This is a genomic window from Pantoea sp. ANP04, assembly GCF_041982285.1.
GTDB classification, from domain to species: Bacteria; Pseudomonadota; Gammaproteobacteria; order Enterobacterales; family Enterobacteriaceae; genus Pantoea; species Pantoea eucalypti.
This window is the reverse complement of sequence record NZ_JAUTYS010000008.1, coordinates 177,858-190,955: the sequence shown is the minus strand read 5'-3', so window position 1 is coordinate 190,955 and position 13,098 is coordinate 177,858. Positions and strand designations below refer to the sequence as shown.

Annotated in this window: 14 protein-coding genes; 4 read left to right on the top strand and 10 right to left on the bottom strand. The window is 56.6% G+C overall.

The annotated features are described in order from the left end of the window. Window positions 1-2 precede the first annotated feature (2 nt). The 4 genes from nrdE to Q7C21_RS12970 all read right to left on the bottom strand — a co-directional run bounded on the left by nrdE (window position 3) and on the right by Q7C21_RS12970 (window position 3,392). Entirely contained in the window at window positions 3-2,141 is a 2,139-nt protein-coding gene (gene nrdE / locus Q7C21_RS12985; RefSeq protein ID WP_312041418.1) for a class 1b ribonucleoside-diphosphate reductase subunit alpha, read from the bottom strand. Continuing rightward, a complete protein-coding gene (gene nrdI / locus Q7C21_RS12980) occupies window positions 2,111-2,524 on the bottom strand; it encodes a class Ib ribonucleoside-diphosphate reductase assembly flavoprotein NrdI (protein ID WP_375150771.1) in 414 nt (137 codons plus the stop codon). Before nrdI ends, nrdE begins: the two co-directional genes overlap by 31 nt. Window positions 2,525-2,528: 4 nt before the next feature. After that, entirely contained in the window at window positions 2,529-2,771 is a 243-nt protein-coding gene (gene nrdH / locus Q7C21_RS12975; RefSeq protein WP_003850362.1) for a glutaredoxin-like protein NrdH, read from the bottom strand. Between the two features lie 303 nt (window positions 2,772-3,074). Next, complete coding sequence (locus Q7C21_RS12970) at window positions 3,075-3,392, bottom strand: DUF883 family protein (RefSeq protein WP_003850361.1); 318 nt, start codon at window positions 3,390-3,392, stop codon at window positions 3,075-3,077. Window positions 3,393-3,545: 153 nt separating this feature from the next. On the opposite strand from Q7C21_RS12970, the gene Q7C21_RS12965 reads away from it, so the two are divergent. The 4 genes from Q7C21_RS12965 (at window position 3,546) to Q7C21_RS12950 (ending at window position 6,855) form a co-directional block, all read left to right on the top strand. Beyond that, the gene (locus Q7C21_RS12965; protein WP_003850360.1) at window positions 3,546-3,881 is read left to right on the top strand and encodes a DUF2002 family protein; all 336 of its coding nucleotides are present in this window, start codon (window positions 3,546-3,548) and stop codon (window positions 3,879-3,881) included. A gap of 134 nt (window positions 3,882-4,015) precedes the next feature. Further along, a complete protein-coding gene (gene mmuP, locus Q7C21_RS12960; RefSeq protein WP_375150770.1) occupies window positions 4,016-5,425 on the top strand; it encodes an S-methylmethionine permease in 1,410 nt (469 codons plus the stop codon). Beyond that, entirely contained in the window at window positions 5,415-6,350 is a 936-nt protein-coding gene (mmuM, locus tag Q7C21_RS12955) for a homocysteine S-methyltransferase (protein ID WP_003850358.1), read from the top strand. The genes mmuP and mmuM overlap by 11 nt, the downstream gene beginning before the upstream one ends. Before the next feature lie 85 nt (window positions 6,351-6,435). After that, entirely contained in the window at window positions 6,436-6,855 is a 420-nt protein-coding gene (locus Q7C21_RS12950) for a hypothetical protein (protein WP_003850357.1), read from the top strand. Here Q7C21_RS12950 and speG read toward each other — a convergent pair whose 3' ends face one another. The 6 genes from speG to Q7C21_RS12920 all read right to left on the bottom strand — a co-directional run bounded on the left by speG (window position 6,856) and on the right by Q7C21_RS12920 (window position 12,621). Then, window positions 6,856-7,401, bottom strand: a complete 546-nt coding sequence (gene speG / locus Q7C21_RS12945; protein ID WP_003850356.1) for a spermidine N1-acetyltransferase — start codon at window positions 7,399-7,401, stop codon at window positions 6,856-6,858. Between the two features lie 255 nt (window positions 7,402-7,656). Further along, complete coding sequence (locus tag Q7C21_RS12940; protein ID WP_105098873.1) at window positions 7,657-8,334, bottom strand: ABC transporter ATP-binding protein; 678 nt, start codon at window positions 8,332-8,334, stop codon at window positions 7,657-7,659. Further along, entirely contained in the window at window positions 8,327-9,157 is an 831-nt protein-coding gene (locus Q7C21_RS12935; protein ID WP_375150769.1) for an ABC transporter ATP-binding protein, read from the bottom strand. The genes Q7C21_RS12940 and Q7C21_RS12935 overlap by 8 nt, the downstream gene beginning before the upstream one ends. Then, a complete protein-coding gene (locus Q7C21_RS12930) occupies window positions 9,147-10,004 on the bottom strand; it encodes an ABC transporter permease (protein ID WP_003850353.1) in 858 nt (285 codons plus the stop codon). The genes Q7C21_RS12935 and Q7C21_RS12930 overlap by 11 nt, the downstream gene beginning before the upstream one ends. Continuing rightward, entirely contained in the window at window positions 10,001-11,053 is a 1,053-nt protein-coding gene (locus Q7C21_RS12925) for an ABC transporter permease (protein ID WP_375150768.1), read from the bottom strand. The genes Q7C21_RS12930 and Q7C21_RS12925 overlap by 4 nt, the downstream gene beginning before the upstream one ends. Beyond that, on the bottom strand, window positions 11,053-12,621 hold the full coding sequence (locus Q7C21_RS12920; protein WP_003850350.1) for an ABC transporter substrate-binding protein: 1,569 nt from the start codon (window positions 12,619-12,621) through the stop codon (window positions 11,053-11,055). Before Q7C21_RS12920 ends, Q7C21_RS12925 begins: the two co-directional genes overlap by 1 nt. Window positions 12,622-13,098 lie beyond the last annotated feature (477 nt).

The window sequence follows — 13,098 nt, the reverse complement described above, 5'->3', positions numbered from 1 at the left end:
CATTACAGGGAGCATGAGACGCAGCCCTGAACCTCCGTGCCCTGAAGCGCCATCTGACGCAGTCGAATGTAATAAAGCGTTTTGATCCCTTTTTTCCACGCATAAATCTGCGCTTTGTTGATGTCGCGGGTCGTGACGTCATCGCGGAAAAACAACGTCAGTGACAGGCCCTGATCGACATGCTGAGTCGCTTCTGCGTAAGTATCAATAATCGCTTCCGGCCCAATCTGATACGCATCCTGATAGAGGTGGAGATTCTCATTGGTCATAAACGGCGCGGGATAGTAGACGCGACCGGTTTTACCCTCTTTGCGGATCTCAATAGGGGAGACAATCGGATGGATGCTGGAGGTGGCATGATTGATGTAGGAGATCGAACCGGTCGGCGGGATCGCCTGCAGGTTCTGATTAAACAGCCCGTGCTGCATCACTGCATCACGCAGCGCCTGCCAGTCCGCCTGGGTCGGCAGTGTCAGTCCGGCATCGGCAAACAGCGTCGTTACCCGTTCAGTGCGCGGCAGCCATTCCCGCTGCAGATATTTATCGAAGTAAACGCCGCTGGCGTATTGCGAATCCGCAAAGCCGTCGAACGTCTTCTGATGCTCCTGCGCCAGTTGATTAGAGGTGCGTAGCGCATAGTAGGTAATGCAATAGAAGTAGAGATTGGTGAAATCCAGCGCTTCCGGTGAGCCGTAGGCGATGCCTTCCCGCGCCAGATAGCCGTGCAGGTTCATCTGACCCAGCCCGATGGCGTGCGAACGGCGATTGCCTTCGGCGACCGACGGCACCGAGCCAATCTCGCTCATCATCGACACCGAGGTCAGGGCGCGAACCGCCACATCCACGGTGCGCGCCAGATCGCGCGAATCCATGGCATGCGCAATATTCAGGGAGCCAAGATTACAGGAGATATCTTTGCCGATGCGGCGATAGCTCAGGTCATCATGGTACTCGCTGGCGCTGTTCACCTGCAGAATCTCAGAGCAGAGATTACTCATATTGATGCGACCGGCAATCGGGTTGCTGCGGTTCACGCTGTCCTCATACATGATATAGGGATAGCCCGACTCAAACTGAATCTCGGCCAGCGTCTGGAAGAAGTCGCGTGGCTGAATATACGTTTTACGGATGCGATCATCCGCCAGCATCTCGTCATACTTCTCGCTGATACTGATATCGCCAAAGGCCTGACCGTAAATCCGCTCAACATCATAGGGCGAGAACAGCGCCATGGGTCTGTTCTCTTTTGCCAGCTGAAAAGTGATATCAGGAATAACCACGCCCAGCGACAGCGTTTTGATGCGGATCTTCTCGTCGGCATTTTCGCGTTTGGTATCCAGAAAGCGGAAAATATCGGGATGATGCGCATTAAGCCAGACTGCGCCGGCGCCCTGACGCGCACCAAGCTGATTCGCATAGGAGAAGGCATCTTCCAGCATTTTCATTACGGGGATAACGCCCGACGATTGATTTTCAATACGTTTAATCGGCGCACCAGACTCACGCAGGTTCGACAGTAAAAAGGCGACGCCGCCGCCGCGCTTTGACAGCTGCAATGCCGAATTCACTGCGCGGCCAATCGACTCCATATTGTCTTCGATGCGTAGCAGGAAGCAGGAGACCAGCTCACCGCGCTGCTGTTTGCCGCAGTTCAGAAAGGTCGGCGTAGCGGGCTGGAAACGGCCGCTGAGGATCTCCTCCAGCAGCGCTCGCGCCAGCGTTTCATCGCCCTGAGCCAGTGTCAGTGCCACCATGCAGGCGCGCTGTTCGAAGGTTTCCAGATAGCGTTTGCCGTCAAAGGTCTTCAGGGTATAGCTGGTGTAGTACTTCCAGGCGCCCAGAAAAGTTTTGAACTCAAATCCCCACGTCTCCGCCACCTCATGCAGCTCAAGCAGGAAATCAAAATCGTACTGATTCAGCACATCCGCTTCGTAATAGCTCTCCGCCACCAGATAGCGTAAACGCTCGGCGTTGCTGGAGAAGGGGACGGTATTGGGTTGCACATGCTGCAGATAAAACTGACGTGTCGCTTCGCGATCCTTGTCGAACTGGATACGGCCGTCAGCATCGTAGAGGTTCAGCATGGCATTGAGGGCGTGATAATCGAGCGTCACGCCGTTGAGGGTATCTGTTGTTGCCAAAATTGGGTTACTCCCGCTTTAACTTTCGCAATATCGTCAGGCGTTCCCATTAGCTCGAAGCGATAAAGACAAGGAACCTGACATTTTTTTGCAATGATGCTGCCCGCCAGGCAGTAACCGGCACCGAAGTTACGGTTGCCTGCTGCGATCACGCCACGAATACCACGGCGGTTCGTCTCATCATTAAGAAACTGAATCACCTGACCGGGCACTGCACCGCGACTGCTGCCACCGCCATAGCTGGGTACCACCAGAATATAGGGCTGGTCGATATGCAACTGATCACGGGCATCAAGCGGGATGCGCCAGGCGGGCAGGCCGAGGCGCGTGACAAACCGGTGGGTGTTTTCCGACTGGCTGGAAAAATAGACCAGCGGGAACATGCGCTTAGCCCCCGACGGCAGAAAGCGATCGCAGAGTGGCGATCTTGTCCGGGCGGAAGCCGCTCCAGTGATCGTTATCTGCCATCACCACCGGCACCTGGCGGTAACCCAGTGATTTCAGGTTGTCGATCGCTTCCGGCTGGCTGTCGAGATTGATTAACTGATAGGCGAGACCCTGACGGTCCATCGCATTTTTGGTCGCCGTGCACTGGACACAGTTATCTTTAGTGTAAATAATAATGCGCATGATTCGTATTTCCCTCTATATGCGGTTCTGATGCCCGAAAACAAAGCTGACGCGACAGGTTGCGGGCTTCATTGTGACGAACAGCAGGTGTCGTGCTGATGAGCTAAATACTAGATGTAGTGGTTTTGGTGGTCAAGCCCACCAGATATAGGGTTTTATGATTTGTATTTGCGCAACAGAGGAAAAGCCAGCAGGGATGCGCCCTGCAGCCTGGAAAAATCTTTTGTAAATGTCGCTGGCCGCAAAAAAGGCAAAAAAAAGCCCCGCACAGGGCAGGGCTCAGGGGATTTCTCAGCGCTTAGCTTAGCGGCGTGAAGCCAGCAGTACGCCCACGACGATACCGAATGCGGCACCGATACCTACACCGTGCCATGGCTTGTCATGGACATAGGTATCAACCTGAGCGGAAGCATCACGCGCAACCTGTGAAACACGGTTGCTGCCGCCGTTCAGTTTAGAGCGTGTCTGTTTCAGCAGCTTCTCTGCCTGACTGCGGGCTGAGTCCACTTCGTCTTTGGCGTCACTGCCGTAAGATTTCAACAGCGCTTCCAGTGAATCGGCCAGTTCGTTAACGTCCTGATTGATATCAATGTCATCGTTTTTTACAGTGCGATTAAACATTTTTTAGCTCCCTTTGATTTAAAAACGTAATACTAGTGTAGACGACCTTGAGATTAACGAGACGCGGGAGTGTTCTTTAGGGAAAATTCCGAATGCCCACTCTGTCATGCTGTTGTAAGGTTGCGAAGCTTTTGAAAGAGGAGAGGATCGAGCATGTATTTACGACCGGATGAGGTAGCGCGCGTACTGGAAAAAGCGGGTTTCGAAGTCGATGAAATTACCCCACGGGCCTATGGCTATCGCCGTGGAGAGAACTACGTTTATGTGAATCGCGAAGCGCGCATGGGGCGCATGGCTTTAGTGATTCACCCGACACTGAAAGAGAAGAGCCAGCCGTTCGCTGAACCCGCTTCAGAAATGAAGACCTGCGATCACTACACCCAATTCCCTCTCTACCTGGCGGGTGATTCACAGGAACATTACGGCATCCCGCACGGATTCAGTTCCCGCATGGCGCTGGAACGCTATATTCAAAGCGTTTTCGGCTGACGCATCAGGCCCCGCCGCGACGGGGCTCTGAACGGCCTTTCCATCCTCCCTGTTTCCTGCCGTTGCAATTACCCGCTGTGACGCGTATAAAATTGTCCACTATAGATGTTTAGACGTCCATACGGATAAAAAAGATGAGCGAACAGCCAACTCCCTCGCAGGAACAATTTAAACGCACCATGAAAGTGCGCCATCTGGTGATGTTATCGCTGGGCGGCGTGATCGGTACTGGCCTGTTTTTTAACACCGGCTATATCATTTCTACTACCGGAGCGGCGGGTACGCTGCTTGCCTATCTGATTGGCGCGCTGGTGGTCTGGCTGGTGATGGTCTGTCTGGGTGAACTCTCTGTGGCGATGCCGGAAACCGGCGCGTTCCACGTTTACGCTGCGCGCTATCTCAGTCCGGCAACCGGCTATACCGTGGCATGGCTCTACTGGCTGACCTGGACGGTAGCCCTGGGCTCCAGCCTGACGGCGGCGGGCTTCTGTATGCAGTACTGGTTCCCGCAGATTCCGGTATGGATATGGTGCCTGGTCTTCTGCTGCGCCATCTATCTGCTGAACGTCATCTCAACCCGCTTCTTCGCCGAAGGGGAGTTCTGGTTCTCGCTGATTAAGGTGGTCACGATCGTCGCCTTTATCGTGCTGGGCGGCGCAGCGATGTTTGGCTTTATCCCGATGAAAGATGGCACGCCCGCGCCTGGTCTGAGCAATCTTACTGCGCACGGCTGGCTGCCCAACGGCGTACTGCCGATTCTGATGACGATGGTGGCGGTGAACTTCGCCTTCTCTGGCACCGAGCTGATCGGGATTGCGGCCGGTGAAACCCAGCAGCCGGAGAAAGTGCTGCCGCTGGCGATCCGCACCACCGTGGCCAGGCTGATCATCTTCTTCATCGGCACAGTCTTTGTGCTGGCGGCGCTGATTCCGATGGATCAGGCTGGCATCATAAAAAGTCCGTTTGTGCTGGTGTTCGAAAAGATCGGCATCCCGTATGCGGCTGACATCATTAACTTTGTGATCCTGACTGCAATCCTGTCAGCGGCCAACTCCGGCCTTTACGCATCGGGCCGTATGCTCTGGTCGCTGGCCAACGAAAATACGCTGCCGCGTGCCTTTTCCCGGGTGAACAAGCGCGGCGTACCCATGCTGGCAATTACTGTCAGCATGGTGGGCGGTTTGCTGGCGCTGGTTTCCAGCGTGGTTGCTCCAGACACGGTGTTTGTGGCGCTGTCGGCTATCTCTGGCTTTGCGGTGGTTGCGGTCTGGCTCAGCATCTGCGCCTCGCATTTTGTTTTCCGTCGCCGTCACCTTCAGCAGGGCAAATCGCTGGCCGATCTGGCTTACCGCGCGCCGCTCTATCCGCTGACGCCGATTCTGGGCTTTCTGCTCTGTCTGCTGGCCTGTGTTGGTCTGGCATTCGATCCAACTCAGCGTATCGCGCTATGGTGTGGCATCCCATTTGTCCTGTTCTGCTACGCCGCATACCATCTGACCCACAAATCATCCCCGAAGCCTGAGGAGGCCAAAGATGTCGCATAACCCTGTCGCGCAGGCTTTAACAGAGTCACCATTGCTGATTCTGGATGGCGCGCTGGCCACCGAACTGGAAGCCCGCGGCTGCCATCTGGCCGATGCGCTCTGGTCAGCAAAGGTGCTGATGGAAAATCCTGAGCTCATCTATCAGGTGCACTACGACTATTTTGTCGCCGGTGCGCGTTGTGCCATTACCGCCAGCTATCAGGCGACGCCGCAGGGCTTTGCCACACGTGGTCTTGATGAAGCACAGTCACTGGCGTTGATCGCCCAGAGCGTCGAGCTGGCGCGCCGCGCACGTCAGGACTATCTGGCGGTCCGGCCCGATGCGAAAACGCTGCTGGTGGCGGGATCGGTGGGGCCATACGGTGCTTTCCTGGCGGATGGTTCGGAATATCGCGGTGACTATGCACTGCCGGAAGCGGAAATGATGGCGTTTCACCGTCCGCGCGTGCAGGCGCTGCTGGCGGCGGGTGCCGATCTGCTGGCCTGTGAAACCCTGCCTTCGTTTGCGGAAGCGCAGGCACTGGTGAAGCTGCTGGCTGAATTCCCGGAAGGCCGCGCGTGGTTCACGTTTACGCTGCGTGATGCCGGGCATATCAGCGACGGCACGCCGCTGTCAGAGGTGGTGAGCTGGCTGAATCAGCAGCCGCAGGTGATAGCGCTGGGGATCAACTGCGTAGCGCTGGAGAGCGTAACGCCTGCGCTGCAGCAGTTGCAGAGGCTGACCGACAAACCGCTGGTGGTCTATCCCAACTCCGGCGAGCAGTATGATGCCAGCAGCAAAACCTGGCATTCCGCGCCGTCGGGCTGCACGCTGCACGACAAGCTGGATGAGTGGCAGCAGGCGGGCGCGAAGCTGATTGGCGGCTGCTGTCGCACCTCACCCAACGACATCGCGGCTATCGCCCGCGCTTGTCAACCGCAATAAGCTGGCTGAATCGGGCGATGATAGCCCGATTGAGACAAAGAAGGCGGTCTACACTTTGAGCACTGATCACTCTGTGGACCCCTTCATGAAACAGCGAATTCTGGCTCTGGCCGCCGCGCTGCTGCTTAGCGGCTGTGCCACCATTGTCGGCACTGAAACCCAAATGGTGCGCATCGACTCTCTGCCGCAGGGCGCGCGCTTTACCGTGCAGGATGAGCGTGGCTACGCAGTTGCGCAGGGTTTCACGCCGCAGACCGTTGAGCTGGCAAAATCCACCGGCCGCTACTTCGGCAAAAAGCACTATCTGCTGATGCTGGAAAGCCCGGGCTACGTGCCGGTTACAGTGCCTATCGAGGCTCGCGCTAACCTCTGGTATCTGCTGGGCAATATCCCATTAGGTGGATTCCCCGGCTGGTTGCTGGTCGATCCTTTCTATGGCGGCATGTACGACCTCAAGCCGGAACATCCACGTCCCTTCATGAATCCGGTTGGCGCGCGCGGCTGATCACTGCGCGGTCGGCTTCACCATCCCGCCTGGCGTTTTATGGCGTTCCAGATACTGATGCTGGAAAATGCACATGCGGATGGTGTTGCGGTACTCCCCATTGATGAAAAATTCATGTTTAAGCACGCCTTCGATCTCGAAGCCGAGCTTGGTATAGATATGGATCGCTTTCTCGTTTTCCTGATCGACAATCAGGTAGAGCTTATAGAGATTGAGAACCGAAAAGCCGTAATCCATCGCCAGCTTTGCCGCCTGGGTTGCCAGCCCTTTGCCCTGATGCGCCGGATCGATAATGATCTGAAACTCGGCGCGGCGGTGCACATGGTTAATCTCCACCAGTTCCACTAATCCCGCTTTCTGCCCGCTATGCTCCACCACAAAGCGGCGTTCCGTCTGATCATGAATGTGCTTGTTGTAGAGATCGGACAGCTCCACAAACGCTTCATAGGGCTCCTCAAACCAGTAGCGCATCACGCTGGCGTTGTTATCCAGCTGATGGACAAAGTGCAGGTCTTCCCGCTCCAGTGGACGCAGTTTTACCGTCATCGCTTTTTCCTCTCATGAAATAGTTGCCGCGAGTATACCGCATCAGCCTGGTGCTGCGTTTTGTGCAGTCGTATAGGGGCGCTGCTTTATCGTACAACCGACAATAGCGTAGCGTGGCAATCAAGATGGCTGTGAGAGAACCACACACCGTCCGGCAGGAGAGAAGAGGGGTTAATGCCGATTAAGAGGCGAGTTACGAAATGCGCGACGAGTGAAACAGCGCCGGACGGCAGATTAACGCCGTCCGGCCGGGTTTCAGGCAGAGATCTGTTCGATGATGCGGCCCTGTGCCATACGCACTGCGCGATCGCACATATGATCGATAACATCGGGATCGTGGCTGACCAGCACCATTGTCAGACCATCCTGCTGTTTCAGATCGTTGAGCAGGTTAAGGATCTCCGCCTGCACTGACATATCCAGTGCCGATGTCGGCTCATCCAGCAGCAGGATCTTTGGCTGCAGCAGCAGGGCGCGCACGATGGCGACGCGCTGACGCTGACCGCCAGAGAGCTGATGTGGATAGCGATCTGCCAGTGCAGGATCGAGTCCGACGTGACGGAAACCCTGATCGATACGATCGTTGATATTCTCGCGTTTCAGCAGCTTCAGCGGCTCCGACAGGGTGCGACGCAGCCGGTGACGCGGATGCAGCGAGGCATAAGGGTCCTGGAACACCATCTGCACTTCCTGACGCAGCGCACCGGTAAAGGCTTTGCCCGGCTGAACAGTATGACCGGCAAGCTGCATCTGGCCCTGCCAGTGTGGGTTCAGACCTGCCAGCACCCACAGCAGTGACGATTTGCCGCAGCCCGAAGGACCCACCAGACCAAAACACTCGCCCGCGTTAACCTCAAGATTAACCTCATGCACCACGGTGCGAAGGTCATAACCCTGTTTGTGGGCGACGCTGAGATTGTGTAACTCAATCATAATTCGCCTCCAGCGCAGCGCGATCCAGCACCGGTAAAGTCTGTCCGTGGGTCGCTTTACCCGGACGGCAGGCCCACAGTGTGCGGGTGTAAGGATGGGTCGCGTGAGGCAGTTCAGCGGCGGGCAGCGTATCCAGCAACCGGCCTTTGTACATCACCATCACCCGCTCGCAATGTTCCGAAACCTGCTGCAAATCGTGGCTGATCAGCAGCAGACCCATGTTACGCGCTTCCACCAGACCGCGAATCAGCGCCAGCACCTGATCGCGCATGGCATGATCCAGTGCAGAGGTGGGTTCATCAGCGATCAGGAAGTCAGGATCGGTGATCAGTGCGATTGCCAGCATCACACGCTGGCCCATGCCGCCCGAGAGCTGATGCGGATACTGCTGCATCAGACGACGCGGATCGGGCAGGCCGACCGCATCCAGCATCTCACACACTTTCTCTTTACGCTCGGCACGGCTCAGGCGGCGATGCAGGATCAGCGGTTCTTCCACCTGCCAGCCAATGGTGCGCGTCGGATTAAGGGCATATTTCGGGTCCTGCATCACCATCGCCACGCGGTTACCGCGCAGCTGGTTCCAGTGACGCTCACTCAGCGTCAGCGCATTCTCACCGGCCACCTGAAGCTGGCTGGCCTGCAGATGCAGCCCGGGCGAGAGCAGTCCCATCAGGCTGCGGGCGGTCAGCGACTTCCCGGAGCCGGACTCACCGACCAGCGCCACACGTTCGCGGCCCACGGAAAAGCTGATGTTATCGACCAGCAGTGCTTCATCACTGCGAATGGTCAGCCCTTCGGCAAGGAGCAGATTATTTTGCATGACGGGTATCCAGTCGGTCGCGCAGGCCATCGCCTGTCAGGTTAAAGGCCAGGCTGGCAAACAGAATCGCCGCACCCGGTGCAGCCGCAACCCACCACTGATCGAAGATCACTTTACTGCCTTCGGCGACCATTGAGCCCCATTCAGCCGTCGGCGGCTGAACGCCCATACCGAGGAAACCGAGTCCGGCAGCAGCCAGGATAATCCCGCCCAGGCTTAGCGCAGCGCGGACCACCGCCGTCGGCATGCAGAGCGGCAGGATATGACCGAACATCAGGCGAAAGCCCGTAATGCCCTGCATCCGCGCGGCGGCGAGGTAATCGCTGCGGCGCAGTGCCAGCGTTTCAGCGCGTGCCTGACGGGCAAACGGCGGCCAGCTGGTCAGCGCCAGTGCCAGCGCGCCGTTCATCAGGCCAGGGCCGAGAATCGCCACCAGCGCCAGCGCGATTACCAGGTTGGGCAGCGACAGGAAAATATCGGTGATGCGCATCAGCAGGCGTTCGGTCCAGCCGCCCACGTAACCGGCGGTGATGCCGATCAGCAGTCCGGCCGGAATAGTCAGCACCAGAATCAGCGATACCAGCAGCAGCGTAGGGCGTGTGCCGTAAATCACGCGCGACAGCAGATCGCGGCCAAAGCCATCGGTGCCAAACCAGTGCTGTGCTGACGGCGCCAGCAGTCGGCTCGACATGGTCTGCACATTCGGGTCGAAAGGTGCAATCAGCGGTGCCAGCAGCGCCATCAGGATAAGAATCGCGACCAGCGTCAGGCCAACGGTTAACGAGGTCACGCGTTGACGGCGACGGCGTGGCCGTAGCGTTTCGGGTTCAGAGAGTTGTTGCGTCATCGGGTTCTCGGATCGGTTAACCAGGTTAAAACATCTGCCAGGGTGTTAATCAGGATAAAGCAGCTGCCAATCAACAGGGTTGAGCCCAGAATCGCCGGCACATCGCCGGAGAACAGCGCATTGGTCATATAGCGACCCACACCCGGCCAGGCGAAGACGGTTTCGGTTAGCACCGAGCCTTCCAGCAGCGTAGCGTAGGAGAGGGCGATCACCGTAACCAGCGTGCCCAGCACGTTAGGGAATATATGGCGCAGCAGGATGCGCACCCGACCGGCACCTTTGGCACGCGCCAGCACCACATACTCTTTACTGCTCTCTTCCAGCAGCGCCGCACGCAGCAGGCGGGTAATGCCCGCCATCGCCAGCAGACCGAGAATCACCACCGGCAGCCAGAGGTGCGCAATCGCGTTGCGGAACATCTCCGGTTCACCTGAGAGCCAGCTGTCGATCAGCACAAAGCCGGTTTTCGGCTCAAGGGTATAGACCCAGATATCATCCAGTCGTCCCGGTCCGGCGGACCAGTGCAGCACCGCATAAAAGAGCAGCAGACCCAGCAGGCCGAGCCAGAACACTGGCACCGAGTAGCCCAGCAGCGAGACAAAGCGGGCGAGGTTATCGATCCAGCTGCCCGGTTTCCAGGCCGCCAGCAGCGCCAGCGCGACGCCGAATACCACCGCGAAGATCATCGCGCAGGTCGCCAGCTCAATGGTGGCCGGGAACGTGGACATCAGATCGCCACTCACCGACTGATTGGTCAGACGGGAGACACCCAGATCGCCGTGCGCCAGATGTTCGACATAGCGCCAGAACTGCATCAGCACCGGCTCGTCGAGACCCAGGTCATGACGCACCTGCGCGTAAGTCGCTTCACTGGCGTGATCGCCGGCAATCTGCTGCACCGGATCAATCGGCGACAGATGCGACAGCATAAAGGTGAAGGCAAGCAGGCCAAGCAACGTGACCAGCAGCGACAATACGCTACCGATCAGCCGTCCGCCACGCTGCCAAAAAAGCCGGGCGAACCCGGCTGAAGGGACAGACTGTGCCATTACTTAGTAACCTGCGAGTAATACACCATGTCAGGGTTGATACCCTGCACGTAGCCTTTCAGGTTGTCGCGCAGGGCGATCAGGTTCTTCGCCTGCATCCCAATCACGTAAGGTGAGTTTTTCATCACTTCACGCTGCATCGCTTCATATAGCGCCACGCGTTTTTTCGGATCGCTTTCTGCTGTCGCCGCAATCACCTGCTTGTTCAGCTCAGGAATATGCCAGTCTGAACGGTAAGCGATAGTTTTGCTGCCATCTTCCGGGTTGTAAGCAAACGAGGCAGCATTGGTATTGGGATCGAAGTAGTCAGAACCCCAGGCGTTCAGCGTCGCTTCATATTTATGCGCTTTCACATTGGTCGACACTTCTGAGCTCAGGCCCGGTACCACTTCCACTTTCACGCCTGCTTTGGCGAAGCTGCCCTGCAGCGCCTGTGCGATATCCAGATAAGGCGGCTGGTTGCTGGTAGAGAGCTTGAAGGTCACGTTGCTCAGGCCCGCTTTCTTCAGAATCGCTTTGGCTTTTTCCGGATCGTAGCTGTATGGCGTGTCGTTGATTGCGCCCAGGAAGCCCTTCGGCAGGAAGCTCTGATGCACGTCGAACTGACCTTTCAGCAGCTCGTTAGCGATACCTTTGTAATCCCACAGGTAGCGTGCTGCTTCCCAGAAGGCCGGATTCTTCATCGTCTCGTTTGCGCCGATGTTGAACTGGATGTAGTAGAGCGACGCCATGGGAATCGCTTCCGTCTTCACGCCTGTTTTGCCATTCAGCGCGGCAATCTGATCGGCACCCAGGTTTCGGGCAATATCGGCATCGCCCTGTTCCAGCAGCAGACGACGCGCCGCCGGTTCCGGTACGTTTTTGATCAGGATGTTCTTCATTTTTGGCGCGCCCGCCGGTGAGGTCGGGTTAGCGCTGAGCAGTACCACCTGATGCATCACCACTTTACGGATCTGATACGGACCGCTGCCCGCAGAGTGAGTTGCCAGCCAGGCGTTACCAAAATCGCCGTTCTTCGCGTTCGCCATCGCGGTTTTTTCATCAATGATGGAAGAAACCGGGGCAGAGAGCAGGCTCAGCACGTAGGTCGGGCTGACGTTAGCCGTCCAGCTAATCTGCACGTGATTGTCGTCGACCTTCTTCAGGAAGCCGTCGACGTTATCTTTAGTCCAGCCAAGCTGTGTCAGGATGAAAGAGGGATCGAGGTTCAGCTTTACCACGCGGCCCAGCGAGAAGATCACATCTTCCGGACGCAGTGGGTTGCCGGTAGAGAATTTCGCATCTTTGCGCAGTTCAAAGGTCAGGCTGCGGTTGTCGCTGCCGGGCTGCCATGAGGTCGCCAGAGTAGGCTTCAGGTCCACCGGGTTCTGCGGATCGGACTGGACCAGACGCTGATAGATGTTTGTAAAAGCCTGAACGCTGGTCAGTTCAAACCCTTTGGCCGGATCGAAGCTGTCGGCGTCGTCAGTAGATTGTGCAATTACCAGCGTATCTTTTGGTGTTGCGGCCTGTGCTGTGAAGGCGCCAGCCAGCGTCAGCGCCAGCAGTGATGGAATTATAGTTTTCATGAAATTTCCTTGCCTCTAAAAAGTTACGCGAGTTTACGAAAGGGCCGGTGTGAAGAATAGTCGAATATGGGCTAATCATATGCCAAAAGGTTATAAGGGTTACCTGCTGGTTATAAGAAGATCGCCACTCTGTTAACGAAGCGGTAAGCTGAGCAGAAACAAAACCTCAACGAAACCATTATTCAGGTTATTATTGCTTTACCGCAGCCAGACGCTCTTTATAATGGCTGCAGATAATTTCAGGAGAATTCAGTTGGACAGTGATACCCGATTAACTTTAATTCTGGCAAGCTGAATTTTCTTTGCTGCTTGCCAACCGGCGAGCAGCGATCCCCGCTTTAATTAACGATCGCGCTCCTTTTTTAAATCCTGTCATTCACAGGAGTGCGCGTTATGCTGCTGTTTATATTCGCTCTTTTTCCTCCGCCCCGATTGGCGTAGCGCAGGCTACGCCCGATTGACGATCTCAGACTTTCA

Coding starts and splice junctions, on each gene's coding strand:
- Q7C21_RS12930 (WP_003850353.1), bottom strand. CDS start 10,004: ATGACGCAACAACTCTCTGAACCCGAAACGCTACGGCCACGCCGTCGC.
- Q7C21_RS12935 (WP_375150769.1), bottom strand. CDS start 9,157: ATGCAAAATAATCTGCTCCTTGCCGAAGGGCTGACCATTCGCAGTGAT.
- mmuP (WP_375150770.1), top strand. CDS start 4,016: ATGAGCGAACAGCCAACTCCCTCGCAGGAACAATTTAAACGCACCATG.
- speG (WP_003850356.1), bottom strand. CDS start 7,401: ATGACGGTAAAACTGCGTCCACTGGAGCGGGAAGACCTGCACTTTGTC.
- Q7C21_RS12970 (WP_003850361.1), bottom strand. CDS start 3,392: ATGTTTAATCGCACTGTAAAAAACGATGACATTGATATCAATCAGGAC.
- Q7C21_RS12950 (WP_003850357.1), top strand. CDS start 6,436: ATGAAACAGCGAATTCTGGCTCTGGCCGCCGCGCTGCTGCTTAGCGGC.
- mmuM (WP_003850358.1), top strand. CDS start 5,415: ATGTCGCATAACCCTGTCGCGCAGGCTTTAACAGAGTCACCATTGCTG.
- nrdI (WP_375150771.1), bottom strand. CDS start 2,524: ATGTTCCCGCTGGTCTATTTTTCCAGCCAGTCGGAAAACACCCACCGG.
- Q7C21_RS12965 (WP_003850360.1), top strand. CDS start 3,546: ATGTATTTACGACCGGATGAGGTAGCGCGCGTACTGGAAAAAGCGGGT.
- nrdH (WP_003850362.1), bottom strand. CDS start 2,771: ATGCGCATTATTATTTACACTAAAGATAACTGTGTCCAGTGCACGGCG.
- Q7C21_RS12920 (WP_003850350.1), bottom strand. CDS start 12,621: ATGAAAACTATAATTCCATCACTGCTGGCGCTGACGCTGGCTGGCGCC.
- Q7C21_RS12940 (WP_105098873.1), bottom strand. CDS start 8,334: ATGATTGAGTTACACAATCTCAGCGTCGCCCACAAACAGGGTTATGAC.
- Q7C21_RS12925 (WP_375150768.1), bottom strand. CDS start 11,053: ATGGCACAGTCTGTCCCTTCAGCCGGGTTCGCCCGGCTTTTTTGGCAG.